The organism is Streptomyces gottesmaniae (assembly GCF_031845845.1).
Taxonomy (GTDB): Bacteria; Actinomycetota; Actinomycetes; order Streptomycetales; family Streptomycetaceae; genus Streptomyces; species Streptomyces akebiae.
On sequence record NZ_JAVRFJ010000050.1, the window covers coordinates 24,859 to 49,260 of the forward strand.

17 protein-coding genes and 7 pseudogenes are annotated in these 24,402 nt (G+C 69.8%); 15 read left to right on the plus strand and 9 right to left on the minus strand.

Annotated features, from left to right (window positions below; translation table 11 throughout):
• Positions 1–24 precede the first annotated feature (24 nt).
• From RM704_RS39040 to RM704_RS39055, 4 genes are all read right to left on the minus strand, one after another.
• Positions 25–1,563, minus strand: a complete 1,539-nt coding sequence (locus RM704_RS39040; RefSeq protein ID WP_033525601.1) for an alpha-N-arabinofuranosidase — start codon at positions 1,561–1,563, stop codon at positions 25–27.
• 480 nt (positions 1,564–2,043) lie between these two features.
• Complete coding sequence (locus RM704_RS39045) at positions 2,044–3,069, minus strand: helix-turn-helix domain-containing protein (RefSeq protein WP_157856645.1); 1,026 nt, start codon at positions 3,067–3,069, stop codon at positions 2,044–2,046.
• A gap of 55 nt (positions 3,070–3,124) precedes the next feature.
• Positions 3,125–4,126: an alpha/beta hydrolase fold domain-containing protein gene (locus RM704_RS39050; protein WP_033525600.1), complete on the minus strand. Its 1,002-nt coding sequence runs from the start codon at positions 4,124–4,126 to the stop codon at positions 3,125–3,127.
• Positions 4,127–4,848: 722 nt separating this feature from the next.
• The gene (locus tag RM704_RS39055) at positions 4,849–5,427 is read right to left on the minus strand and encodes a YceI family protein (RefSeq protein WP_033525598.1); all 579 of its coding nucleotides are present in this window, start codon (positions 5,425–5,427) and stop codon (positions 4,849–4,851) included.
• Between the two features lie 101 nt (positions 5,428–5,528).
• Between RM704_RS39055 and RM704_RS39060 the strand changes: the two genes are divergently transcribed.
• Positions 5,529–6,383, plus strand: coding sequence for a helix-turn-helix domain-containing protein (locus RM704_RS39060; protein WP_033525597.1), 855 nt, complete (start codon positions 5,529–5,531; stop codon positions 6,381–6,383).
• 291 nt (positions 6,384–6,674) lie between these two features.
• Positions 6,675–6,803: pseudogene (locus RM704_RS39065) on the plus strand (transposase family protein); the annotation flags it as partial.
• Between the two features lie 190 nt (positions 6,804–6,993).
• Here the strand turns inward: RM704_RS39065 and RM704_RS39070 are convergent.
• The gene (locus RM704_RS39070; protein WP_033525596.1) at positions 6,994–7,803 is read right to left on the minus strand and encodes an SDR family NAD(P)-dependent oxidoreductase; all 810 of its coding nucleotides are present in this window, start codon (positions 7,801–7,803) and stop codon (positions 6,994–6,996) included.
• Between the two features lie 478 nt (positions 7,804–8,281).
• Here RM704_RS39070 and RM704_RS39075 point away from each other — a divergent pair, with 478 nt between their 5' ends.
• The 7 genes from RM704_RS39075 (at position 8,282) to RM704_RS39105 (ending at position 15,038) form a co-directional block, all read left to right on the plus strand.
• Positions 8,282–8,872: a TetR family transcriptional regulator gene (locus RM704_RS39075; RefSeq protein ID WP_033525595.1), complete on the plus strand. Its 591-nt coding sequence runs from the start codon at positions 8,282–8,284 to the stop codon at positions 8,870–8,872.
• Between the two features lie 225 nt (positions 8,873–9,097).
• Positions 9,098–9,487, plus strand: coding sequence for an ATP-dependent DNA ligase (locus RM704_RS39080; protein WP_311592599.1), 390 nt, complete (start codon positions 9,098–9,100; stop codon positions 9,485–9,487).
• Between the two features lie 409 nt (positions 9,488–9,896).
• Positions 9,897–11,483, plus strand: coding sequence for an ABC transporter substrate-binding protein (locus tag RM704_RS39085; protein ID WP_033525594.1), 1,587 nt, complete (start codon positions 9,897–9,899; stop codon positions 11,481–11,483).
• Positions 11,484–11,506: 23 nt separating this feature from the next.
• Positions 11,507–12,475 (plus strand): ABC transporter permease, encoded by a 969-nt coding sequence (locus RM704_RS39090; protein WP_033525593.1) that lies wholly within the window; start codon positions 11,507–11,509, stop codon positions 12,473–12,475.
• Entirely contained in the window at positions 12,465–13,346 is an 882-nt protein-coding gene (locus tag RM704_RS39095; RefSeq protein WP_033525592.1) for an ABC transporter permease, read from the plus strand. Before RM704_RS39090 ends, RM704_RS39095 begins: the two co-directional genes overlap by 11 nt.
• Positions 13,347–13,402: 56 nt before the next feature.
• Positions 13,403–14,314, plus strand: a complete 912-nt coding sequence (locus RM704_RS39100; RefSeq protein ID WP_052145877.1) for an ABC transporter ATP-binding protein — start codon at positions 13,403–13,405, stop codon at positions 14,312–14,314.
• Entirely contained in the window at positions 14,307–15,038 is a 732-nt protein-coding gene (locus RM704_RS39105) for an ABC transporter ATP-binding protein (protein ID WP_052145849.1), read from the plus strand. The genes RM704_RS39100 and RM704_RS39105 overlap by 8 nt, the downstream gene beginning before the upstream one ends.
• A 160-nt stretch (positions 15,039–15,198) precedes the next feature.
• Here RM704_RS39105 and RM704_RS45240 read toward each other — a convergent pair.
• Positions 15,199–15,403 (minus strand): annotated as a pseudogene (locus tag RM704_RS45240) (Fe-Mn family superoxide dismutase); the annotation flags it as partial.
• Positions 15,404–15,727: 324 nt separating this feature from the next.
• Here RM704_RS45240 and RM704_RS39115 point away from each other — a divergent pair.
• Positions 15,728–16,381 (plus strand): GNAT family N-acetyltransferase, encoded by a 654-nt coding sequence (locus RM704_RS39115; RefSeq protein ID WP_033525688.1) that lies wholly within the window; start codon positions 15,728–15,730, stop codon positions 16,379–16,381.
• A 72-nt stretch (positions 16,382–16,453) separates the two neighbouring features.
• Here the strand turns inward: RM704_RS39115 and RM704_RS39120 are convergent, their stop codons facing one another.
• Positions 16,454–16,711: a hypothetical protein gene (locus RM704_RS39120; RefSeq protein WP_157856644.1), complete on the minus strand. Its 258-nt coding sequence runs from the start codon at positions 16,709–16,711 to the stop codon at positions 16,454–16,456.
• A 104-nt stretch (positions 16,712–16,815) separates the two neighbouring features.
• Here RM704_RS39120 and RM704_RS39125 point away from each other — a divergent pair.
• From RM704_RS39125 to RM704_RS39140, 4 genes and pseudogenes are all read left to right on the plus strand, one after another.
• Positions 16,816–17,085, plus strand: a pseudogene (locus tag RM704_RS39125) (IS110 family transposase); the annotation flags it as partial.
• 399 nt (positions 17,086–17,484) lie between these two features.
• Positions 17,485–18,420: pseudogene (locus RM704_RS39130) on the plus strand (IS3 family transposase); the annotation flags it as partial.
• Between the two features lie 158 nt (positions 18,421–18,578).
• Positions 18,579–20,009 carry a glycoside hydrolase family 43 protein gene (locus RM704_RS39135; RefSeq protein WP_033525588.1) on the plus strand — a complete coding sequence of 477 codons (1,431 nt, stop codon included), beginning with the start codon at positions 18,579–18,581 and terminating at the stop codon, positions 20,007–20,009.
• 222 nt (positions 20,010–20,231) lie between these two features.
• A pseudogene (locus RM704_RS39140) lies at positions 20,232–22,517 on the plus strand (family 43 glycosylhydrolase); the annotation flags it as partial.
• A gap of 150 nt (positions 22,518–22,667) precedes the next feature.
• Here RM704_RS39140 and RM704_RS45665 read toward each other — a convergent pair.
• Positions 22,668–22,817 (minus strand): annotated as a pseudogene (locus RM704_RS45665) (NF041680 family putative transposase); the annotation flags it as partial.
• 421 nt (positions 22,818–23,238) lie between these two features.
• Here RM704_RS45665 and RM704_RS39145 point away from each other — a divergent pair.
• Positions 23,239–23,622, plus strand: coding sequence for an SH3 domain-containing protein (locus RM704_RS39145; RefSeq protein WP_033525587.1), 384 nt, complete (start codon positions 23,239–23,241; stop codon positions 23,620–23,622).
• Between the two features lie 98 nt (positions 23,623–23,720).
• Here RM704_RS39145 and RM704_RS39150 read toward each other — a convergent pair.
• A pseudogene (locus tag RM704_RS39150) lies at positions 23,721–24,343 on the minus strand (transposase family protein).
• Between the last annotated feature and the right edge of the window lie 59 nt (positions 24,344–24,402).

The window sequence follows — 24,402 nt, forward strand, 5'->3', positions numbered from 1 at the left end:
GCCGGGACCGTGTCGTCGTCTCCGTCAGACCGAGAGCGGTGCCTGAACGGTGAGGAAGGAGTGCGGCGGCAGCGTCAGGACCAGACCCGGGTCGGTGACCTTGAGACCATCGAAGGACAGGGGCGCGACCGCTGCGGACGCCTCCGGGGTGTTGTGGGCCTGGAGCCTGTCGGCCGTCAGCAGCCGGGCGGTCGGCTCCCCGATGGACCCGCCGCGCAGGTCGAGCGTCACCTCGACGGGCTTCTCCGCGTCCAGGTTCGTCAGCGAGACCAGGACCGTGCCGTCCTTGACACTGGCCGAGGCGGACAGGGTGACCAGTTCGGCGTCCCCCACGAGGCGCCGTGTGTCGTCCGTCCGCAGGTGGACGTCGAGCGAGGTGGCGTCCTGGTGCCCCTTGTTCATCTCGAAGACGTGGTAGGTCGGGGTCAGGACCAGCGCGTCGCCGTCGGTGAGGAGCATCGCCTGGAGGACGTTGACGGTCTGGGCGATGTTGGCCATGTACAGGCGTGAGGCGTGCCGGTGGAAGATGTCGAAGTGCGTGCTCGCCACCAGCGCGTCGCGCAGCGTGTTCTGCTGGAACAGGAAGCCGGGGTTGGTGCCCGGTTCGACGTCCCACCAGGTGCCCCACTCGTCGAGGACGAGGCCGACTGTCCGACGGGGGTCGTACATATCCATGACCGTGGAGTGGCCGGTGAGGATGCGGTCGATCTTCCGGGCGGACAGCATCGTCCGGTAGTAGTCGTCCGTGTCGAAGACCGTGGCGCTTCCCTTCGCCTCCCAGGGACCGGACAACGTGTAGTGGTGGACGGTGATCCCCTGGAAGAAAGTGCGGGGCGTGGCCTCGCAGCCGAAGCAGCTGATCTGCTGCATCAGCGTCTCGGTCCACTTGTAGTCGTCACCGTTCGCGCCCGAGGCGATGCGGTAGAGCTTGTTGTCGCCGTGGTCCCGGCAGTACGTGGCGTACTGCCGGGCCAGGTCGGCGGAGTACTCGGCACGCATGTTGCCGCCGCAGCCCCACGTCTCGTTGCCGATGCCCCAGAACTTCACACGCCAGGGCTCCTCCCGGCCGTTGGCCTTGCGCAGTCGCACCATGGGGCTGTCGCCGTCGCGGGTGAGGTACTCGACCCACTCGCTCATCTCCTGCACGGTGCCGCTGCCCACGTTGCCGCTGATGTACGGCTCGGCCCCGAGCAGTTCGCACAGGGCCATGAACTCGTGGGTGCCGAAGTGGTTGTTCTCCTCCACGTTGCCCCAGTGGGTGTTGACCATGCGGGGTCGCTGGTCCCTGGGGCCGATGCCGTCCTTCCAGTGGTACTCGTCGGCGAAACACCCGCCCGGCCAGCGCAGGTTGGGGATCTCCAGGGCGCGTAGGGCCCGCACGACATCGAGGCGGATACCGCCCTCGTGGGGTATCGGCGAGTCCTCGCCCACCCAGAATCCGCCGTAGATGCAGCGGCCGAGGTGTTCGGCGAAGTGACCGTAGATGTGGCGGCTGATGGTCGGGCCCTCGATGTCGAGGTCGATGACCGCGGTGGCGGTGGCGGTGGTGGAGGCGGTGGGCACAGGCGTACTCCCGAGTGGTGTTTGTATCGATAAAAAAAGTCGCATCGCATCTTTGATGTGTCAAGAGTGGTGCGCTTGCGTGTGCCTACTGGCTGGCCGTAGGGCGCGTTCCCGCATCATGAGCTGGCCCGCCTACCGGGCGTGCAGTGGCGATCGCCGACTCCGCCCCGGTTCCCCGTGGTCCTGCCGGACGCAGAGGAATTCCAGGGGGCGGCTGCGTGGCCGGTGCCAGTTCGCCGGGCGGGTGGCCGGCTTGCGAGGTACGACCGCGCTGACCTGCCGTGGTCGGGGCCGTGGAGGGGGTGGGGGTGTTCCCCAGTCGTGGTGGGGCCTGCGGTGGGCCTATCCGTTGGTGTGTCCGTTGGTGTGGTGGGGGTCTGGGAGGTCCGAGCGGGCGGCACCGCCCTCCTCCTTGCTCGCGCACCCTGCTGAGCAGCACAGTCGCCCACGGCTGCTTCCCAGGAGGAGGCGTCGGTGCTCTCAGCCGTCGCCGTCGGCGGATTCGTCCTCGCTGTGGGCGATCCGCCAGAACAGGACGGCGACGGCGGCGCGTTGGCGTCCGCCAGGCTTCGTGACCGCGTAGCCGAGCTGGGTCGACAGCCACGACAGGCGTTCCTGGAGCGTCGAGTGGTGGACGTGGAGGACGGACGCGGCCCGCCGCAAACTGGCCTGGTCGAGCACCGCCTGGAGAGTGTCGATCACCCAGGCATGGGTGACCAGCACCTGGTCCAGGCGGTGCACGTCGGTGGTGATGGCCGCCTCCCGCGGTGTGATCCGCTCGGCGAGCACGGCGAGGGCTCCGAGATCGTCGTATGCCACCAGGGACGGGCCGGGGCCGTCCGCGCGGTCGGACAGCCGCAGCGCGACACGGGCCCGCTCCAGGGCGGTCGGCAGGTGGGACGGCCGCCGGGCGACGGCCGTCCCGGCCCGCAGGTCCTGGGGCAGGTCCGCTGCTTCCGGGACCAGGGCGACGGCGTCGGCCCCGATCCGGGTGGTGTGCGGTGTGGACGGTCCGGGGGAAACCGTGACGACGACGGTCACGGGGCAGGTGAGCCCCAGCATGCCGACCGCGTCGAGCCGATCGGTCTCGGAGACATCGGGGTCACAGGCGATCCTCACCGCGGTATCGGCATCGCGGCGGACGGAGTCGCCCGTGAGCGTCTGGATCGCGAGGACCGAGCGCTCGAGGATGAGGGCGTCCAGCGGCCTCGCCTCGGCGGCCCGCTCCAGCCAGACCCACGAGCCGGGCCTGTCCGGTACCGCCACGCGTGCCCAGGAGCGACTCTCCGCCTCGGGCAGCGGGTGCCCCTGGGAGTCGTAGCGACGGGCGATCCCCCGGCCGGCGTCGTGCAGGCCGGCGGGGCATCCCGCCAGCGCTGCCGTCGCCCGCACCACGGCCGCGACCGAGGCCCGCTCCTCGATCAGGCTGTCGAAGTGGCCGATGACGCGCAGCGCGCCGGCCGTCGCGTCGTCGGTGACTTCCAGCCTGCCGATGAGTTCACGCATGCGGACCTCCCAGGCCACTATCGCTTCCGTGGCGTGGCCGGAGCCAGCCCGCAGCTCAGTACTCCAGGGCCCGCCGGATGAACTCGTCGCGGGTAGCGGCGGAGGCCCGCGACACCGCGGCGTGGGGCGCCAGCCCGTCGAACCCGTGGAAGCCGCCGCCCCACATGTGGAGGTCGACGCTCACACCCGCCTCGGACAGGCGGCCGGCGTAGTTGAGGACCTCGTCGCGGAAGACCTCGACCGAGCCGGTGTCGATGTAGGTGCGGGGCAGGCCGCTGAGGTCCTCCGCCCGGGCCGGCGCGGCGTACGCGGACACGTCCGGTCCGCCGCGGCGCTCGCCCAGCAGGGCGGTCCAGCCGTACAGGTTGTCGTTGCGGTCCCAGAATCCCTCGCCATCCAGCATGCGGCTGCTGTGCGTCTGGAAGCGGTCGTCGAGCATGGGGCAGACCAGTACCTGGTGGCTCAGCCTGGGGAAGGCCCGGTCGCGGGCGAGGAGCGCGGTGCCGGCCGCGAGTCCGCCACCGGCGCTGCCCCCGGCGACGAGGAGACGCTCGGGGTCGATGCCCAGCTCGTCCGCGTGCTTGGCCGTCCACACCAGCCCGGCGTAGCAGTCCTCCACGGGCGCCGGGTCGGGGTGTTCCGGAGCCAGGCGGTACTCGACCGACACCACGACCGCACTGCCCTCGACCACGAACGGGAGGAACAACTCGACGATCGACTTGCGGTTCCCGGCGATCATCCCACCGCCGTGGATGTGGAAGATGCCCCCCTTGGGGCCCCGGTCCTCGACCGGGCTGAGGATCAGCAGCGTGATGTCCGGCGCGCCCTCCGGCCCGGGAACCTGGCGTTCCTCCACCCGCACCCTGCCGCCCGCCGTCAGGTCCACCGGCTCCAGGCCGGGCATCCCCTCGGCCAGGGCCTGTCGGTTCACTGTGAGGCTCTCGTCGGACCAGGCCGGCAGGGCGGCCAGCGCTTCCGCCACGGGCGCGAGTTCGGGGTCGAAGGGCGGCCGGGTGGTTGCGGCGCCGAGGATGTCTGCTGTCGTCTGGTCGGTCATCGCACTCTTCCTTCGCGGGTGGCGAGCGAGGTGCATCCACTCTCGGCAGCGGTTGCGGACGAAGGAACCCGCAGATGGCGGGGAGACCTGGCGCTCACCCCGCCATCTGGCGGGAGGCTGAGGATACTAAGCGAGCGCAACGAGGATCAGCTCTTGTACGTCCGCGGGCTGTGATGCCGGTCCTTCGAGGACAGCGCCGTTCAGCGCGAGGTGAGCCGGTGCCGGGGGAGGTGGGCTTGCGTCTGCTCGTGGACCGTGTCGATGACGCGGCTCGGCGGGTCGGCCGCCAGAAGCAGAGCGACCCAGGTGATGCGGCCCGCGACCAGACGTACGGCTTCTCCTTTGCCTCTGGGGGGCGATGAGGCCGACCAGGCCGAGGCGGAAGAGCGCCGTTTCCAGCTGGGTGGGTGTCACTGCGGCGCCGGGACAGCCCGTCGAACGTCAGCGGCCCGGCGGTTCGGGAGACCCGCCTCACCGACCAGGTCGCGCCGTCCTGGCCGGCGTCGACGCGGGCGCCGACGCCGACTCCGAGCGGTCGCCCAGGCGGAGCAGACGCCGACCGCCCAGTTCACCGGCGAGGAGAGTGCGGCGCCGGTCGGGCCGCTGTCACCCCTGCATGGACGTACCGGAGCAGGAACGGAACCTGCCAGGCCATGCCGATGTCGGCTGCTTGCCGGGCGGCACCCCACGGAGACTCCCAGCGAGGTGCGGCCCGTCCTCGGTCAGCCGTCTTGGCCCTGCGGTCCGACGAACTGCATGTCCAGGTGAAGCTTGACGACATCGCCGAGGAGCCCGGTACCGAAGTCCAGCGCGAAGTCGCTGCGCCGGATCTCCCCCGTCGCCTCGAACCCGGCGTGCTTCCTCTGGTCCACAGGGTGGTCGACCACCCCGCCGAACTCGACGGCGAGCGTGACCGGGCGGGTCACGTCCCCGATGGTCAGATCCCCTGCCATCGTCCAGTCCTCGCCCTCTCCGGACACCCGAGTCGAGCGGAACGTCATCGTCGGTCGCTTCTCCACGTCGAGCAGCTCGGCGGAGCGGGTGTGCGCGTCGCGGTCGGAGTTCCCGGTGTCGATGGAGGCGAGAGCGATCTCGGCGCTCACCCGCACGTCGTCGAGGGTCTCACCGATGTACAGCCCGGTCTCGAAGTCGGTGAACCGGCCGCGGACCTTGGCGATGCCGAGGTGGCGGATGGTGAAGTTGACCGCCGAGTGAAGGGGGTCGAGTTCCCAGTCACCCGGGGAGAGGGGCAGCGCGGCGACGGAAGCGGCGGTGTTGTTCGCGGAGTTGTCATTGCTCATGACTACATCGTGCGAGCCCCGAGGCGGGCGAGGGAGGCCGGGCGAAGGGTGGTAGTGACAGGGACACCCTTCGCGACGGCACGCGCTGTACGGTTCGACAGGTGAACGACAACGAGTTGGGCACCTTCCTGCGCTCCCGTCGTGAAGCTGTCACCCCCGCCGACGTGGGCCTGCCCACGGGCCTGCGCCGCCGCACGCCAGGGCTGCGCCGGGCCGAGCTCGCCACCCTCGCCGGCATCAGCGTCGAGTACCTCACCCGGCTCGAACAGGGCCGCGACCGCAACCCCTCGCCCCCGGTTCTCGGCGCCCTCGGCGACGCCCTGCGCCTGTCGCACGCGGATCGTCTCCTGCTGCACCGGCTGGCCAAGGACCACGGCGAGGCCAAGGCGGTGTGCCAGTCAGTCACCGTCCCGCCGGTACGCACGGTGCGTGCCACCGTCCAGGCCCTTCTCGACCGCCTGGAGCCCGCACCGGCCGTCCTGCTCAACTGGATCGGTGACATCGTGGCCTGCACCCAGGGCTACGAGCGGTATGTCCGCCCGCTCGGCCTGCTCGATGGCGACGCGCCCAACATGATGCGGTATCTGTTCACCGATGCCCGGGCACGCGCGGTGTACCCGGGATGGGACAGGCTGGCCGACGAGCAGGTCGCCCATCTGCGCAACGCGGCCTCGCCGCACGACCCTCATGTAGTCGCCCTGACCGAGGAGTTGACCGCGACGGCGGGCGCGCCGTTCAGCGACCGGCTCGCCGTTCCGGCCCCGCCCACCCGGTTCGGGACCGAACTCGTCGACCACCCGGAGGTGGGCCGCCTCCGCCTGTCGTACGAGACGCTCACGCTCTCGGACGAGGGCCTGCGCCTGGTGGTGCACATCCCGGCCGACGAGGCCACGGCCACCGCGCTCGACCGTCTCAACGGCCGCAGGCCCGGAGCCCTGCGGGCGGTGAGAGGCTGACACCACGGGCTCGCCCCGGGTCGGCCCGACCCCGCCGCCCTCCGTCACGCCGCACCGTCGTTCACCCAGCTCACCAGCTTGCGCGGCCGCCATTCCCTCCAGGAGTCGGGCAGCGCCCGCGAAGAAGCGCAGTTGGTCAGGCATGGGAGGGACCTCTTCCTCCCGGACCTGGCACCTCGGCTCCCGTAGTGCGGGACTGCACCTCGGCGATATCGTCCGATCAACCTCCACACCACTCACCGCGACCAGCCCGAACGCATCTTCAGGGCCTGACGCTGCGCCGGCTGGCCAAACGGGGTGGACGTGCAGGTGGTGACCGACCCGGTCGGGCGGCTGCTGTGGATCTCGCCGACGCTGCCGGGCAGCGCGCACGACCTCACTGCGGCCCGCGCCCACCAGATCATCCGGATCTGCGAACGCGGTGCATCAGGTGCAGCCGGAACAGGACGTCCTTGGCCGCGTTGTGCGGAGCCGCAGCCGTGGCCTGAGCGCCGTGTTCGCGCGGACTGGTGCTCATGTGCGGATCGGCCGCCGTCGCTTGTGGTCAGGTCGTGGTCTCGCCGGCGCGGCAGAAGTCGGGGCCCTCCATCCGACGGTGGCCTGGAGAGTGTCAGTGGCCGGGCCCACTCGCGCGCATCTGCCACTGGGTCACCGCGCCGAAGGCCAGAACGTTGGCTCGGCGGGTGGTGAAGCGCGAGGTCAGGGTCATCACCCAGTTGAAGGTGCCGGAGACGACGCTGGGCGGCGGGTTGCGCCGGTCCAGTGTGCGCAGCGCGGTCGTGACCACCTGACCCGGGGTCTGCAGCCGGACACCGCGGGCCATGTCGTCGGAGCCGGCCGCGTCGAAGAACTCGGTGCGGGTCGGACCCGGGGAGAGAGCGAGCACGCGCAGCCCGGTCCCCCGCGATTCCTGCCACAGTGCCTCGGTGAAGCTCAGCACGAAGGCCTTGGTCGCCCCGTAGACGGCGGCGTTCGGCCACGGCTGGTACCCCAGGGAGCTGGCGACGTTGACCAGGACTCCGGTCAGCTGGCCGATGAACGCCCTGGTGACGTCGACCAGGCTGGCCACGTTCAGGCCGATCTCCTGCTGGACGCGTGCCGCGTCCTCCTGGCGGAACGGGCTGTGGGTGCCGAAGCCGGCATTGTTGACGAGACTGGTGACGGTGATCCCGCGCCGGGCCACCTCCCTGGCCAGCGCCTCGCCCGCGGCCGGCACGGTGAGGTCGAACGGCACCACCGTGACGGTGACCTGGTACTTCGCGGACAGCTCGTCGGCCAGCGCCTGAAGCCGGTCCGCGCGGCGGGCGACCAGCACGAGGTTCGAGCCGCGCTCGGCGAACTGGCGGGCGAACTCCGCGCCGAGTCCGGCACTCGCCCCGGTGATCAATGTGGTCTGGGTACGGTAGTCGATCTTCTTCATGGCGGTCGGGGTGCGGCGCCCTCGCGGGTGCCTCTCCCCCTGCTCCCTTCAGTCTCTGCGACGGTCGGCGACCGTCATCTGGTGCTCATCTGTTGCCGAGGCGGGCTCGGAGCCCGCCTGGGCGATGGTCGTGACGTTGAGGTGTCCCGGTGACGACCTCGGCGCCCCATGCCCGCACCTCGGCCGCGCGGTCGTCCTCGCGGCGGATCCACGCGGACCGGCACGTTCTGCGCGCGTGTGCTGACTCCTTTAGGTAGGGGGTCGGCTGGAAACCCAGCAGGCTCGCGACGTCGGTAGCCCTAGATTCGCGCCGCGGCGGGCCAGCTGGGGGGCGAATTCGGCGCCGGGGCCGGAGCCGGCGCCGGTGACGATGACGGTCTGGCGGTGGTAGTCGATGTCGCTCATGGCATTCACTCTACGCATGCTCTTGCACTAAGTGCAAGTGACTGCATCGCATGAACCCACGTACCATTGGTGCATGACTCAGAAACCGACACCTCTTCGGGAACAGACCCGCTCCGTGGTCCGCTCCCTGCTGGCCCGGACCGCCATCGAGTTGTTCGCCGCCAAAGGCTTCGACAACACGACCCTCGACGAGGTCGCCGCCGCCGCGGGCGTCTCCCGGCGGACCCTGTTCAACTACTTCCGCAACAAGGAGGACCTCGCCCTCAGCGGCCTGGACGAACAGGGCGAACTGATCGCCGCGCGGCTCGCCGAACGCCCGGCCGACGAGGACGCCTGGACAGCGCTGCGCACGGCGTTCCAGGTGCTCGAGGAGATCGACATGCCGGCCGAAGGGCGCCTGGAGTTCATCACCCTGCTGTTCGGCAACGATTCCCTGCGCGCCGGACACGCCGAGAAGCAGGCCCGCTGGCAAGACCTGTTCGCACCGCTGATCGAGCCGCGACTGCCCGACTCCGACCGCCGCACCCTGCAAGCCCGCGCGATCGCGGCCACGGCGATCGTCTGCCTCCAGGCAGCCAACGAGGAATGGGTACGCCTGGCCGGACAGGCCGACATGTTCGACCTCTACGACACCGCCGTACACGCCATCCGCCGACCTGCCTGAAACCGCCCGCATCCAGCCCCACCACGCTCGTCGGCGTGGGGACATGGGACCGACCCGCGCAACCGCTCCCGGCAGGACCGGACGATCCGGCCACCGTAGGCCGCGCAGCCAGAGGTCAGCCCTGGGCGGGTAGCCGCACAGGCCGGTAGCCGCACAGGCCGGTAGCCGCTCTCCAGGCGCGGCACCGAGATGGGACCGGCGTCTCGGGATGTGGTGGCCGGGGCCATGCAGCTGCCGGACGCGACCGCACTGGACGACGAGCTGGTCGTATGGGACGACGCGGGCCGCCTCGCGTTCGAGCGGCTGCAGAACCGGCTTGCCCGGCGCGGCGCCGGTGCGGCCCGGGCGGCGGAGGAGTGGCCGGCGCGCTTCATCGCGTTCGATCTCGTGCGGCTGTCCGGGACGGATACGACCGGGTGGCCGTACCGGCGGCGCAGGGCCGCGCTCGAGTCGGTGTTCGCCCGCGCGGAGTTTGCGTCGGCGCCGTGGGCGCTGTGCCCGTCGACCACCGAGGCCGACGTCGTGCGCGAGTTGCTGACGTGGGCGTCGGTCGGCATGGAGGGGGTTGTCTACAAGCGGCTGGACGGCGCCTACGAGCCGTCGGTCAGGGGCTGACTGAAGTACAGATGCGCGAGACGGCCGAGGCGATCGTCGGCGCGGTCACCGGCTCCCTGGCCGCTCCCAGCAGTCTGCGGCCCGGCGCGGTCCCCCGTGGACGGGCTGGTCGCTGTCCGCCGGATGGGGCAACCGGGAAAAGCTGGACGTCACCCTGGTGGAACCCGAGCCGGTGGTGGAAGCCGGCGTCGACATCGCCCGCGACGCCGCCGGCCGGTGGCGACACCCCACACGCCTGCGCCGCGCACGCCCTGACCTCTCCCCCGCCGACGTTCCCCTCATGACGGGGCCACCGCATTGACGGCCGATCTCGGGATGCGAGCGGCCGACTGCCTTTCGACCAACCTGGGTAGCCCTAGTTGCAATTAATATGCAACAGCTCTCAACTATCAATAAGGGTGTGGGGTGCATGACGGTCCGACGGATACGGACAGCCGCTGCCACGGCGGCCATACTGACCGGTGTCGCCGCCTGCTCGGCTCCCGGCAGCAGCGCGGGCAGCGGTGACGCGGTGGACTCCGTCGTGATCGGGGTGGCCTCCGAGCCGGACACGCTCAGTCCGCTGCTCGGGTACGGCAAGGACGGCAACTCGAAGATCTTCGACGGCCTGCTGGCCAGGGACGTCGATCTGAACCTCAGACCGGCGCTGGCGAAGGCGCTGCCCGAGGTCGCCGCCGACGGTCTGACCTACACCTTCACTCTGCGCGACGGCGTGAAGTTCAGCGACGGCGAGCCGCTGACCTCGGCCGATGTCGTCTTCACGTACGACACCGTCCTCGACGCCAACACCAACAACACCTCCCGCAACGAGCTGGACGCCATCAAGGACGTGCGGGCGGACGGCGGCGACAAGGTGATATTCACCCTCAAGTACCCGTACGCGCCCTTCGCCGGGCGCACGGTGCTGCCCATCGTCCCCGCGCACGTGGCCAGGGGGCAGGACCCCAACACCGGCTCCTTCAACACCAAGCCGGTCGGCACCGGCCCGTACGTCCTCGCCGCCTGGAGCAAGGGGGAGAAGCTCACCTTCAAGGCCAACCCTGGCTACTGGGGCGGCGCGCCGAAGGTCAAGAAGGTGACCATGGCGATCATCGAGGACGACAACGTGCGCGCCACCCGGCTGCGCTCCGGCGACCTCGACGGCGCGATCCTGCCGCCCAACCTCGCCGCCACCTTCAAGAACGACAAGGCGAAGAAGACGCACGACGCGAAGACGTACGACTTCCGCACGGTCACCCTCCCGCAGGAGAACAAGGTCACGGGCGACCGCGCCATCCGCCGGGCTCTCGATGCCGCCGTGGACCGCCAGGCCATGGTCGACAAGATCCTTGACGGGGCCGGGCGTCCGGCGTACGGGCCGCTGCCGGTCGACGACCCCTGGTTCGCCAAGGGCATCGAGCGCGAGCAGGACCTTGCCAAGGCCAGGCGGATCCTGGATCAGGCGGGCTGGAAGACCGGTGAGGGCGGCATCCGCGCCAAGGACGGACAGCGGGCCTCCTTCACCCTCCTTTACCCGTCCGGTGACAAGGTCCGCCAGGAGCACGCCCTCGCCTTCGCCTCCGACGCCAAGAAGGCCGGCATCGAGGTGAAGGTGGAGACGGGCACGTGGGAAGTCATCGAGCCGCGGATGAAGAACGACGCGGTCCTGGCCGGCTTCGGCAGCAACGGTGACCCTGACTACGGCCTGTACACCCTCCTGCATTCCTCCCTCGCCGGCGATGGCTTCAACAACATGGGCCGCTACGACGATGCGATCGTGGACAGGGCACTCGACACCGGTCGGCGCAGCTCGGACCAGGCGACCCGCGAGGCTGCCTACGACACCCTGCAGCAGGAACTGGTGAAGAACCCCGGCTACACCTTCCTCACCCACATCGACCACGTCTACGTCCTCGCCGACCGCTGGGACGGATTGACCACGCAGGTCGAACCGCACGAGCACGGCTTCGCCTCCGGCCCGTGGTGGAACCTCGAAGCCTGGCAGCCGAAGAAGTGAGGCCCTCCCTGCCCTGGGGAGCGATGGCACGGCTGGCGGGGCGGCGGCTGCTGTTCGCCGCCCCCGTCCTCCTCGTCGTGACCTTCGGCGTCTTCGCGATCGCCGCGGCCTCCCCGTTCGATCCGGTCAAGGCGTACGCCGGCACAGCGGCCCTCGGCGCCGACGCGCAAACCCTGGAGCGGCTGCGGGAGAACCTGGGCGTGGACCAGCCGTTCACTTCCCGCTGGTGGCACTGGCTGACCTCCGCGCTCGGCGGCGACCTCGGTCAGTCCAGCGTGACGCGGCAGCCGGTCTCCCAGGTCATCGGCGAACGCCTGGTCTGGTCGAGCCTGTTGTGCGCGGTCGCGTTCGTGGTGGCGGTGGTGACGGGCACGGTGCTCGGCGTGCTGGCGGCCCGCCGCCCAGGTTCCGTACTCGACCGGCTGGTCACCTCCCTCGCGTACTCCCTGGAGGCGGCGCCCGTCTTCTGGCTCGCCCTGCTGGCCGTCTGGCTGTTCGCCCTCCAACTGGGCGTGCTCCCGGCCGGCGGTCTCACCGATACCGCGAGCGAGCAGGTCACGCTCTCCGAGGTGGCGAGTCATCTTGTGCTGCCGGCCGGGGTGCTCGCCGTCTCCCAGCTCCCCTGGTTCACCTTGTATGTCCGTCAGGGTGTCGCTGACGCGCTCGCCGAGGATCCCGTACGCGGCGCGCGGGCCAGGGGGTTGAGCGAGCGCACCGTCCTGCTCGGCCACGCCCTGCGCTCCGGACTACTGCCGGTCCTCACACTGGTCGGCTCCCGGCTGCCCGAACTCATCACCGGCGCCCTGCTGGTGGAGAGCGTCTTCAGCTGGCCCGGCATCGCGGCGGCCACCGTGGAGGCGGCCATCGCCGTCGATTTCCCGCTGCTCGCCGCCCTGACGACCCTGGCCACCGCCGCGGTGCTCGTCGGCAACCTTTTTGCCGACCTGCTCTACGGCCTCTTCGACCCGAGGGTGAAGTTCAGTGACATGTGAACCTACGGCCGCGCCCGCCTGGCGGTCCTACGGCACGAGCCGCCGCTTCACCAGGACCGTGCGGGTGCGCGTCTCGGTGGCTCTCCTCACCATCACCGTCCTCGCCGTCCTCCTCGTGCCGCCGCTGGTGCAACTCGACCAGCAGGCCGTCGACCTGGGAGCGAAGTTGCTGCCCCCCGGTCGGTCGCACCCCTTCGGCACCGACGGCCTCGGCCGGGACCTGCTTGTGCGCTGCGTGTACGGCCTGAGGGTCTCCCTGCTGGTGGGCGTCGCAGCCGCCCTGACGGCCACCGTGATCGGCACGGCCGTCGGGGCGACCGCCGGAGCACTGGGCGGCTGGGTCGACCGGGGCGTCATGCGGGTGGTCGACACGGTCGCGTCCGTGCCGCACCTGCTGCTGGGCATCTTCATCGTGGCCATGTTCCGGCCCGGCCTCTGGCCGGTGATCGTCTCCGTGGCGCTCACCCACTGGCTGTCCACCGCCCGCATCGTGCGCGCCGAGGTGCTGTCCCTGCGCTCCCGCCCGTACATCGACGCCGCCGTCTCCGGGGGCGCCTCCCGGTGGCGGGTTGCGGTACGGCATCTGCTGCCCGCTGTGCTGCCGCAGGCGGCGCTGGCCGCCGTGCTGATGGTGCCGCACGCCATGTGGCACGAGTCGGCGCTGTCCTTCCTCGGGCTCGGTCTGCCCACCCACATGGCCAGCCTCGGCAACCTCATCCAGGACGCCAGGGGTTCGCTCCTCGCGGGGCAGTGGTGGCCCACCCTCTTCCCGGGGCTGTTCATCATCGCCCCCACCCTCGCCATCGCCGGCCTCGCCGGAGCCTGGCGGGAACGGATCAACCCGCGCCGTCGATCGGAGCTGATGCTGTGACGGTCACTGACCGACCTCCCGTCCTCTCGGTGCGCGGGCTGTCCGTGCGCTTCCTCATGCCCGGTGGCCGCCGGATCGCCGCCGTCACCGACGCCCACTTCGACGTGTCGGCCGGCGAGTGTCTCGCCCTGATCGGCGAGAGCGGCTGCGGCAAGTCGGTCCTCGCCTCCGCCCTGCTCGGTCTGCTCCCCTCCAACGCCCAGAGTGCGGGCCAGGCGCGCCTCGGCGAGCTGGACCTGCTCACGGCCGACGAACGGACTCTCACGCGGACGGTGCGGGGCCGCCTGATCGGGCTCATCCCGCAAAGCCCCGCCGCGCACCTGACACCCGTACGCACGGTGCGCTCCCAGCTGGAGGAGACGGTCGGCGCGCTGACCGACGCACGAGGGCGTACCGCCGTGCGGGCCGCAGCCGAGAGCGCTGCCGAACGCGCAGCCTTCCCCGCCGACCATCTCGACCGCCACCCGCACCAGCTCTCCGGCGGGCTGGCCCAGCGCGCCGCCACCGCCCTGGCCCTCGTCGGCGACGCGCCCCTTCTGCTCGCCGACGAACCGACGACCGGACTTGACCGCGACCTGGTGGACCACACGGTCGACGAACTACGACGCCACGTCGACGACGGCGACCGGGCCCTGCTGATGATCACCCACGACCTGGCCGCCGCCGAACGCATCGCCGACCGTGTGGCCGTGATGTACGCGGGCCGGATCGTCGAACTCGCCGACGCCGACGTGTTCTTCGGCCCTCCCGGCCCCCGCCACCCCTACAGCCGCGGCCTTCTCCAGGCCCTCCCCGAGCGCGCCTTCACTCCGATTCCCGGTATGCCACCCGAACTCGGCGACCTTCCCGACGGCTGCGCCTTCGCCCCGCGCTGCGAGCAGGCCACCGCCGCCTGCGCCGCCCTCCCACCGACGACCAGCCACATCGCCTGCCACCACCCGCACGTGCCGGAGAACCTCAATGCTTGAACTGCATGACATCACCGCCGGATACGACAGGAAAGCCCCCGTCGTCCGCGACGCCTCCCTGACCGTCGCACCCCGTGAAGCCGTCGGCCTGCTCGGCCCCAGCGGCTGCGGCAAATCCACCCTCGCCCGCGTCGCGGCCCTGCTGCACCGCCCCGAGGCGGGCGCCCTTCTCCTGGACGGCGAGCATGTACGGCGCTGGAGGCACCGCGCCCCGCGTGACCTGCGCACCGCCATCGGCATCGTCTTCCAGCAGCCCCGGCTCTCCGCCGATCCCCGGCTGCGGCTCACCGACCTGATCGCCGAGCCCCTGCGCGCCACCGGCCGCCGCGACGAAGTACCGGACCGCATGACCGAACTGACCTCGGCCGTCGGCCTGACCTCTGACCTCCTGGACCGCCGCCCCCACGAGGTCAGCGACGGCCAGCTGCAACGCGCCTGCCTGGCCCGCGCCCTGGTCCTGCGGCCGCGCTGGCTGATCTGTGACGAGATGACCGCGATGCTGGACGCCTCCACCACAGCCGCACTGGTGGCGGCCGTCGAGAACTACCGCGCCGCCACCGGTGCCAGTCTGCTCGCCGTGGGCCACGACCACGCCCTCCTGCGCCGCTGGTGTGACCGCGTCCTGCACTGGAACGAGGTCACCGGCCAGGCCCCGTCGGGCACAGGAAAGCTCCCGGAGACATCCCGCCTGCGGAAGCCGTCCGTTGTACCGCCTGCCACGTGAAGGGTGAGAAGACGATCACGGGGAGGACGTCTGTGCGGCGCTGCTACGGCGCCACGGGGCAAGCAGGAGGTCGTCGCCGCCGCTCCTTGTTGGCGGTGTAGCGCCGGGCCACGTCCTGCCAGTTGACGACGGCCCACCTGGCGTCGATGAAGTCGACCTTCTGGTTCTTGTACGACGATCAGCCGGCCGCTGACCGGCTCGTAGGCAAGGGCGCCCCAGCCGGAGCCCTGAGTGGTGGCAGCGGCTTTGGCGAGCTGGGCCTTGAAGCCGGCGAAGGAGCCGCAGGACTCGGCGATCGCGTCAGCGAGGTCGCCCACGCCGTCGGCGGCCAGGGGCTCGCCTCCGCCGTTCTTCGGGCCGGTCATGTTCTGCCAGTGGATGCTGTGCAGGAGGTGGCCGGAATGCCCAGGCCGGAGCCGTGGGGCTGGCCGCGTTCGGCGATGACCCGGCGGATGCCGCGGGCTCAGAGCAGGCGTCGGTACCTCGGTTCACCACGCGTCACACCGCAGTTCTACCGGGCCGTGATCGCCCGGCGTCGGCGATCTGAACTCGGAACAGTCCCATGGGCTACCCGTGCAATCACCGTTGTCCTCGCCCAAGCGACCTGCCCCTATGGTCAAACCCCGCACCTCTTGCGTAAGGTTCATTTTGCGCTATCACCTATTACCATTCAAGGGGGGCGGGTGGCGATGCCGGACACCAGAATCAGTGAGCTCGTGCAGATGTGGATCAACGGCTGGGCCGTCTCGCGCGGCAGCTCGGACCCGGTCGACGAGTCGTGGGGGTGGACGATCGACGTAGGGCAGCCCCGGCACGTCGCCCGGCACGTGCTGCCGGAACCCTGCGAGGCCGATGTGCGCAAGATCGTCGCCGCGACGAGCGCGCCCGGGACATGGCTGAAGCTCTTCGCCGAGGACCAGGCGGTCCTGCCCTGGGTCGGGCCGGGCTGGCGGCGCGACAGTCCCGGTTTCCTGATGACCTGTCACCTAGTACCGGAGCGCCCGGAGGTCCCGTCCGGTTACACGCTCACCAGTTGGACCCGGGGCGGCGTCAGTCGAGTACTGGTCCGCACGTGTGCCGGGCACTTCGCCGCCCGTGGACAGATCGCGCAGGTAGGCGCCCATGTCGTGGTCGACCAGGTCGAGACCGCCGCCGAGCACCGGCGCAAGGGCCTCGGCGGCCTGGTGATGCGCACGCTGCAGAACGCCGCGCACGAGGCAGGCGCAAAGGTTGGTCTCCTGGTCGGCACGCCCGAGGGTCGGGCCCTTTACTCCTCGCTGGGCTGGACCGTGCACTCCCCGATGACGAGCCTCTGGTACGAGCCATCCGATGCCGCCCGGTGAGCTGCGTATGACACCACTGGCCCACCTCGCCGGACTCCACCTTCGCGGCGCCATCCTGTGGCTTCGAAACCTTCAACCCACCACGTGATCCGAACTCAGAACAGTCCCGCCTCGGACACCGGCGACCGCATCGCCGCCCAGGTGCTGCTCGGGCAGGTCGCCGCCGTGCACCACGGGCTGGAACGGGTCTGGGTCTACGGCGGCCACACCGGTGGCCTCGCCGGGTACTGCCAGGCCACGCTCGCGCTGGTCCTGGCGATCGTGAAACGCAGCGATGACATGCGCGGCTTCGTGGTGTTGCCCACGCGGTGGATCGTCGAGGCGCGCCACACGAGGCCAGGCCAGCACGGCTGGGCCTGTTCCAGGTCGAACTGTCGCACGTCTCACACAGCCCGCCGTCGCCTCCTCTTGGCAGGCGTACGTGGGTCAGTGGCGTGTCCAGCCCGTCACGGCTGATGGCCGGCGCACGACGCTCAGCCCGGGAGCGTGGGAAGTCCGACCCGATCGACGCCGAGGCAGTAGCCTGGGTCGCTCTGCGCGAGCCCGACCTGCCCAAGGCATGCCCGGACGGGCCGAGTCGGGACATCAAACTGTTGGTCGACCACCGGCGCACGCTGGTGGCCCAGCGCACCGCGATCGGCGACAAGCTGCGCTGGTTCCTGCACGAGCTCGACCCGGAGCTGGCCGTCGCCTCGCGCGGCCTGCGCCGCCTGTGCGTCCTGGACCACCTGGCCCAAGCCTTGATCCAGCCTCACGGCACACTCGCGGCCATCGCCGCTGAACTCGCCGCCGACTGCCGCCGCCCAGCTCCTTCGCCGTCGCCTCGCACTTGGGTCACGGCGATCAGGTGGAGAGCATGGTCAACGGTGGATTGCCGCCGCGGTCGAGTCGAACGCGGCCCCTGTTACCTGACCGGACGGGGCCATCGGCAAGACCAGGACGAAGGCCCTGCGTCTGCTGCGGCTCGCATCTCCGACCGCGTCTATCGGGCCTTGTTTCGCCGACCAAGCCGACCTCGGCCAACCCCACGACCCGCTTCCCGAAACGCCCATCACCCTGGCTGCTCGACATAGGAGCATCGCCGAGCTCGACCGGCCGTCGAAACGCTCGTAGCGTTCATCGACGTACACCGCCAGGTGTTCGGAGTCGAGCCGATCTGCCGTGTCCTGACCAGCCACGGACTGGAGATCGCAACGAGCACCTACTACGCCGCCAAGAAGCGCACCCCCAGCGTCCGGTCGATCCGCGACGTCGAGCTGAAGACGCGGATCAGCCGTGTCCACACGGACAACTACAGCCTCTACGGGGTGCGGAAGGTCCGGCGGCAACTGCACCGCGAAGGCGTACGGGCGGCCCGCTGCACCATCGCCCGGTTGATGCGCGACCTCGGCCTGGAGGGCGCCCGACACGGGAACAAGATCCGCACCACGATCCGGGACGACGGCCAGGAGCGGGCCGGTGACCTGCTGCAACGCGACTTCACCGCGTCCCGTCCGGACGGACGGTGGGTGGCCGACTTCACCTACGTGGCCACGCGCTCCGGGACCGTCTACGTCGCGTTCGTCGTGGACATGTTCTCCCGCGCGATCATGGGCCGGTCCGCCGCCACCGGCAAACGGGCCGAGCTCGTCCTCGACGCCCTCGACATGCTCGTGTGGCGCCGGGACCTCCTTCTCCCGGATGGCCGCGTTCGCACGCGCGGACCGAGCGCGCAGGGAAGTCTTCGCAGCTCAAGGGGTGCAGCAGAGGAAGTCTCACCGTCATGGGCGGTTATGGGGTGTGGACGCGTGAAAATCGAACTGGCCGGTTTCATTGACGTGCTTCCGACTGAGACCTATCTTCTGATCGAATTTGCGAACAACGTTCGATTCTTCGAACATGGCCGTCAAAGGGGACAGCCCGTGTTACGCACCCGTCTCCGGCGTACTTCTGAGCCGGCTCCGGCGGCCCTCTCCGCTGCCTTCGTCACCCGACCCGCCACGGCGCGGTCCCCGGTCGCTGCCATGCTCACGCGGAACCCCCGCCACGTCGGCCGCTGACCATCGCGACGCGGCGCCCCCACCCACACATCGTGCGGAGCGGGTCCTGCCCCAACGGTACGGAGGCCGGACCTCATCCTCACCCTCGACCTCACCTGCACCTGCACCTGCACCTGCACCTGCACCTGATCACGGCACCCAGAAAGACAGGAACGCACATGCCCGCGGTTCTCTCACGGCTGGCGGCGATACTTGTCGCCGCCTGCCTGCTCTTCACCGCCCAAGTCGTGACCACACCTCAGCGGGCCGCCGCCGCCGACCCGGGTTACCTGATGACGCACTTCATCGGGGAGGGGGCGACCGGTCAGCAGATGTACTTCTCGTACAGCGCGGACGGTCTGAACTGGACCGACCTCAACGGCGGCGGGATGACCCTGCGCTCCACCGTGGGCACGCGCGGCGTGCGCGACCCCGCACTGGTCCGCTCACCCGACGGCAGCAAGTACTGGATCATCGCGACCGACCTGTGCATCGACTGCGGGCAGACGTGGAGCCAGTCCATCAACGACGGCAGCCGCAACCTCGTGGTGTGGGAGTCGACAGACCTGGTCACCTGGTCGCAGCCCTGGCTGCTCAACGTAGCCGGCCAGATCCCCGACGGACGCAACGCGTGGGCGCCGGAGGCCATCTGGGACCCGGCCAGCAACGACTACGTCCTGTACTGGGCGACGAACAAGCCCCTCAACGGCGCGACGAAGCACCGCATCTACTACGCCCGCACCACCGACTTCCGCACCATCACCACCCCGCAGCTCTACATCGACCGCCCCGGCACCCAGGAGATCATCGACACCCAGATCGTCGAGGTCCCCTCCGGCGTCGGCAACTACCGCTACGTACGGGCCTCCGGCGACGGCCAGATCACCCTTGAGGGCAGCAACTCGATCCTCGGCACCTGGACCAACCTCGGCAACCTCTCCGGCATCGGCCTGACCGGCTCCCAGGTCGAGGGTCCGATGTGGATGAAGTTCCGCGACCGCAACGAGTGGACGCTCTACCTCGACCAGTACGCGGCCGGAAAGGGATACATGCCGGTCACGACGACCAACCCGTCCGCCTCCGGCACCTACAAGCTCCCGACGTCGGGAACCTTCTCCCTGGGCGGCACCAAGAAGCGCCACGGCTCGATCCTGAACCTGACGGCCGCCGAGGACGCCCGGATCCAGGCGCGCTGGGCGAACACCCCGGCCCAGCGGCTGCAGTCCTTCAACTTCCAGGACCGCTACGTGCGGCACGCCAACTTCGACGTGCGCATCGACCAGAACGTCACCAACGACGACGCCAAGTTCCGGCCGCGACCGGGCCTGGCCGGCTCCGGCACCGTCTCCTTCGAGTCGGTCAACTTCCCCGGCTACTACCTGCGGCACTCCAACTACGACTTCCAGTTGGCCTACAACGACGGCACCGCCCAGTTCGCCGCGGACGCGACCTTCCGTCAGGTCGCCGGACTCGCCGACTCGTCCTGGTCCTCGTTCCAGTCGTACAACCACCCCGACCGCTACATCCGCCACTACGCCTACCAGCTGAAGCTCGAACCGATCACCACCGCGACGGGACGCGGCGACGCCACCTTCCGTCTGACGAGCTGACCTGACAGGAGTACCGGCGTCCTCGGGCGACGCCCCACCTGCCGCCCGCCCTCAGCGCCGGCGTCCCACCCGCAAGCGCAACACGACACCAGATGTCATTCGGGGCGGGACGCGGCACCTCAGACCGAGGCGTCGCGTCCCGCCCCTCCTCATGCATGTCTTCTTCAGGGGATGTGAACCATGCACAGCGTGCGACTTCAGTGCCGCCAAAGAATCAGGCAGGGCGCTCTGGCCGCCGTGGCCGCCGCCACGCTCATGGCCGGCGTCGTCGGCCCGGCGGCCCCCGCCCAGGCGGCGGAGATCACCGACGGCCTGGCTCTCTGGTACAAACTCGACGCCACCTCGGGCACCGTGGCGGCGGACGCGTCCGGCAACGGCCGCAACGGCACCGTCAACGGCACCGCAAGCTGGTCGGGCAACGGGGAGGGGCTCACGTTCAACGGGTCCAGCACCTACATCAAGGTGCCGGACAACATCATGAGCGGCATGAACTCGATCACCGTCTCGATGGACGTGCAGATCGACGCCACCCAGGCCACGCCGTACTTCATCTACGGCTTCGGCAACACCGCGAGCAGCGGCACCGGCAACGGGTACCTGTTCACCACCGGTGACACGTTCAGGACCGCGATCGCCTCCGGGAACTCGTCCACCGAGCAGAACACCCGGACCTCCGCTGCGCTGCAGCGCTCGGTCTGGAAACACGTCACCTACACCCAGACCGGCACCACGGGTGTCCTGTACGAGGACGGCGTCGAGAAGGCCCGCAACACCTCGGTCACCCTCACCCCCGGTTCCATCGGGTCCGGCGTCACCACGGCCAACTACATCGGCAAGTCGCTCTACACCAGTGACAAGCTCTTCAAGGGCAAGATCCGCGACTTCCGGGTCTACAACCGTGCGCTGGCACCCGGTGAGGTTCTCGATCTCAGCGGGAACACCACGGGCATCGGCGCGGCCACCCACCCCAGGCTGAAGATCGATGCGATCGTCGACGACGCCAACAGCAAAATCACCCTCCCGCTGACCGAGGGCACCGACCTCACCACGCTCGCCCCGCAGTTCACCATCGCCCAGGGCTCGTCCATCAGCCCGCCTTCCGGCACTCCGCGCGACTTCAGCGCGCCCGTGACGTACGAGGTGACCGGCCCGGACGGCGAGAAGCGCAGCTGGACGGTCGAGGCGCTGGAAATGAAGAGCCCAGTACTTCCCGGGCTCACCGCCGACCCGAACATCGTGCGGTTCGGCGACGCCTTCTACATGTACCCGACCACCGACGGCTTCGCGGGCTGGAGCGGCACGCAGTTCAAGGCCTACTCCTCCAAGGACCTGGTCCACTGGACGGACCACGGCGTCATCCTGGACCTCGGACCCGACGTCAGCTGGGCCGACGCCCGGGCCTGGGCGCCGACGATGGCCGAGAAGAACGGGAAGTACTACTTCTACTACTCCGCCGACGCGAACATCGGTGTCGCGGTCTCCGACTCGCCCACCGGCCCGTTCACGGACCCCCTGGGCAAGCCGCTGATCGCCAGCGGCGCCTACACCGGCCAGATGATCGACCCGGCGGTCTTCACCGACGACGACGGCAAGAGGTACCTCTACTGGGGCAACGGCAGGGCGTACGTAGTCCCTCTGAACGACGACATGGTCTCCTTCGACGCCTCGAAGGTCACCGACATCACCCCCAGCGGCTTCCGCGAGGGCGCCTTCGTCGTCAAGCGCGACGGCACCTACTACTTCATGTGGTCGGAGAACGACACACGTGACGAGAACTACCGCGTCGCCTACGCCACCGGCTCCTCCCCCACCGGGCCCTGGACCAAGCGAGGCGTGATCCTGGAGAAACGCCTCGACCTGGGCATCAAGGGACCCGGCCACCACTCCGTGGTCCACGTCCCGAACACCGACAACTGGTACATCGCCTACCACCGCTTCGCCATCCCCGGCGGAGACGGCACCCACCGCGAAACCACCATCGACAAGCTGGAGTTCGACGCCGACGGCCTGATCAAGAAGGTCGTCCCCACACTGAGCAGCATCGACCCGGTCTCCGTCGGCGCCACCCTGCCGACGCACACCAACCGCTCGCTCCAGTCGGTCAACTTCACCGGCCGCTACACCGCCGTCCGCTCCGACAGCCTCGGCTACCTCGACCCGGTGACCTCCTCCAGCACCACGGCGGTCAAGCAGAGCGCCACCTTCACCATCGTCCCCGGCCTGGCCGACGCCACCTGCTACTCGTTCCGCGACTCCGCCGGCCGCTACCTGCGCCACAAGGACTTCCGGATCCGCTTCGACGCGAGCAACGGCACGGCCACCTTCCTCAAGGACGCCACCTTCTGCGCCCGGCCGGGCTCGGCCACCGGCTCGGTCAGCCTGGAGTCCTACAACTACCCCGGCCGCTACCTCCGCCACTACAACTACGAGCTGCGCATCGACCCCTTCCAGGACAACGCCACCTTCCGCGCCGACAGTTCCTTCAGGGCGGTCAACCCCTGGGCCTGACCGCATTCCCTCACTCGCCGGCTGCCCCGCACGGCTTTACCGTGCGGGGCTGCCGGCATCGTGGCGCACCGAGCCTCACGCCGGGCGGTCAGCCGCGTGGCGAACTCGCCGTCCGCTGGCCGGGACCGAGGTGTTCATCCGCTCCTTCTTCAGGTCCACCGGCGAGGTCACCGGACCGTCCGCGCACAGCAACGCGTCGACGAGGTCGAACAGTTCGTCCCCGCGGGCGATCAGACAGTCAAATAGGTCCTCCCGGAAGCGTGACGCTTGCGCGAACGCCTCACCGGGGCCGGCATCAGGGCAGCAGACTCACCCTCACGGCCTTCATCTCGATCGATGCACCTTGTTCGGAGCCCATGATTTGAGCGAAGGCCGCCTCGATGTCCGGTGAATGCCCAGGTGAGTGAGCTTCTTCGATGGGGCCACCGATCGGGTGACGGTCCGTGAAGCGAAACGAGCGAGGCCCCCGGGCTGTTGATCGAGGTGTCTGACGTCTCAATTACGTTGCTTCAGCGTCTTACGGACTCCCCAACCGGAACGGGCCACTTCCCCCCGTTCCGGTTGGGGAGTTCTCGTGTGTCAGGCGGCCGTTCGCCCCGATGGCGCTAACGTCGTGCGCGGCTCCGGTGTCTTTGAGCGGTGACACCGCTCGGCCGGCCCGGGCCTGCTCCTACGTACGTGTTCCGCACCCAGAACCGACGACGCAAGGGGAATTGATTCCATGACCGTCACAGCAGCACGCCGCACCATGTCACCGCGTCGCTCCGCCGCCCGCACGGCGGCCGTGGCGGCCCTGTCCGCCGCCGCGGTCCTCGGCGGCGGTCTCACGGCCCAGGCCGCCGCACCCGCCCGCACGACGGGCGCGGCCGTGGAGCTCGCGCCGGCCGGTGTGCTCGCCACCCAGTGCTACTACAGGGTCAACGCCAGCGGCGGTCTGCTGATCCGCAGCGGTCCCGGCACCGGCTATTCGGTCGTCGGGTCCTACGCCAACGGCTCCACGATCCTCGCGTCGGCGTCCACCACCAACGGTTTCCGCAAGGTGGGCACCAACCGCTGGATCTCCTCGGCGTACACCGTCCGCATCACCAGCTATCCCTGCGAGTGACAGGGACCCGCGCCGAGGACACCGTTCCCCAGCCCTTCAACAGGCCGGCGGCCTGTCCGCTGCCTCCGACCGGCCTCCGAACTCATCACTGAGCTTCCTCAGCGTTGCAGCTCCAGTGTGAGGACAGCCTTGGCGATTGAGGTCATGCGGTTGGGACTGCATCGGGACCTGCGGAAGATCCGCCAGGACTTCAGGCGGGCGACGCCGCGTTCGACGGGTGCCCGTGTGGCGGCCAGGGCACGTTGCGGGTCATCTCAGTGGGGGTCAGTTCCTGCAGGGGCCTGCGCTTGATGCCCGAGGTCAGCCACGGACCGGCGCCCTGGTAGGCGAGATCGGCCACGATGGGAACGCCCTGGCGCTCGCAGATGCGGATGATCCGGTGGGTGCGGGCGGCGGTCAGGTCGTGAGTGCGGCCCGGCAGGGCGGGCGATGGCCACAGCAGCCGGCCGCCGGGATCGGTGACGCCCTGCACGTTCACGCCGTGGCGCCGGTGCTTGTGGGAGTAGTAGGCCCGGCCGTCACCGACCCGGTCGCACTCGGCGAGGGTTCCGTCGAGCAGGACGAAGTCGGGATCATGCTCGCGCAGGTACACCAGTGCCACCATCGCGCGCTGGGACGGACGGAGCTTGCAGCGCCGGTCGCCCTCACGGGTGACGATCAGCATGGTGACCCACTCCACGAGTGCGTGCGGCAGGTCGATTGCGGCAGGATGAACGACCAACGAGGCCGCCGGGCAACGTAATCGAGACGTCAGAGATCTCGATCAACAGCCCGGAGGCC

Coding starts and splice junctions, on each gene's coding strand:
- RM704_RS39075 (WP_033525595.1), top strand. CDS start 8,282: ATGACTCAGAAACCGACACCTCTTCGGGAACAGACCCGCTCCGTGGTC.
- RM704_RS39135 (WP_033525588.1), top strand. CDS start 18,579: ATGCCCGCGGTTCTCTCACGGCTGGCGGCGATACTTGTCGCCGCCTGC.
- RM704_RS39100 (WP_052145877.1), top strand. CDS start 13,403: ATGCCCGGTGGCCGCCGGATCGCCGCCGTCACCGACGCCCACTTCGAC.
- RM704_RS39090 (WP_033525593.1), top strand. CDS start 11,507: ATGGCACGGCTGGCGGGGCGGCGGCTGCTGTTCGCCGCCCCCGTCCTC.
- RM704_RS39055 (WP_033525598.1), bottom strand. CDS start 5,427: ATGAGCAATGACAACTCCGCGAACAACACCGCCGCTTCCGTCGCCGCG.
- RM704_RS39080 (WP_311592599.1), top strand. CDS start 9,098: ATGCAGCTGCCGGACGCGACCGCACTGGACGACGAGCTGGTCGTATGG.
- RM704_RS39105 (WP_052145849.1), top strand. CDS start 14,307: ATGCTTGAACTGCATGACATCACCGCCGGATACGACAGGAAAGCCCCC.
- RM704_RS39085 (WP_033525594.1), top strand. CDS start 9,897: ATGACGGTCCGACGGATACGGACAGCCGCTGCCACGGCGGCCATACTG.
- RM704_RS39070 (WP_033525596.1), bottom strand. CDS start 7,803: ATGAAGAAGATCGACTACCGTACCCAGACCACATTGATCACCGGGGCG.
- RM704_RS39050 (WP_033525600.1), bottom strand. CDS start 4,126: ATGACCGACCAGACGACAGCAGACATCCTCGGCGCCGCAACCACCCGG.
- RM704_RS39045 (WP_157856645.1), bottom strand. CDS start 3,069: ATGCGTGAACTCATCGGCAGGCTGGAAGTCACCGACGACGCGACGGCC.
- RM704_RS39145 (WP_033525587.1), top strand. CDS start 23,239: ATGACCGTCACAGCAGCACGCCGCACCATGTCACCGCGTCGCTCCGCC.
- RM704_RS39115 (WP_033525688.1), top strand. CDS start 15,728: ATGCCGGACACCAGAATCAGTGAGCTCGTGCAGATGTGGATCAACGGC.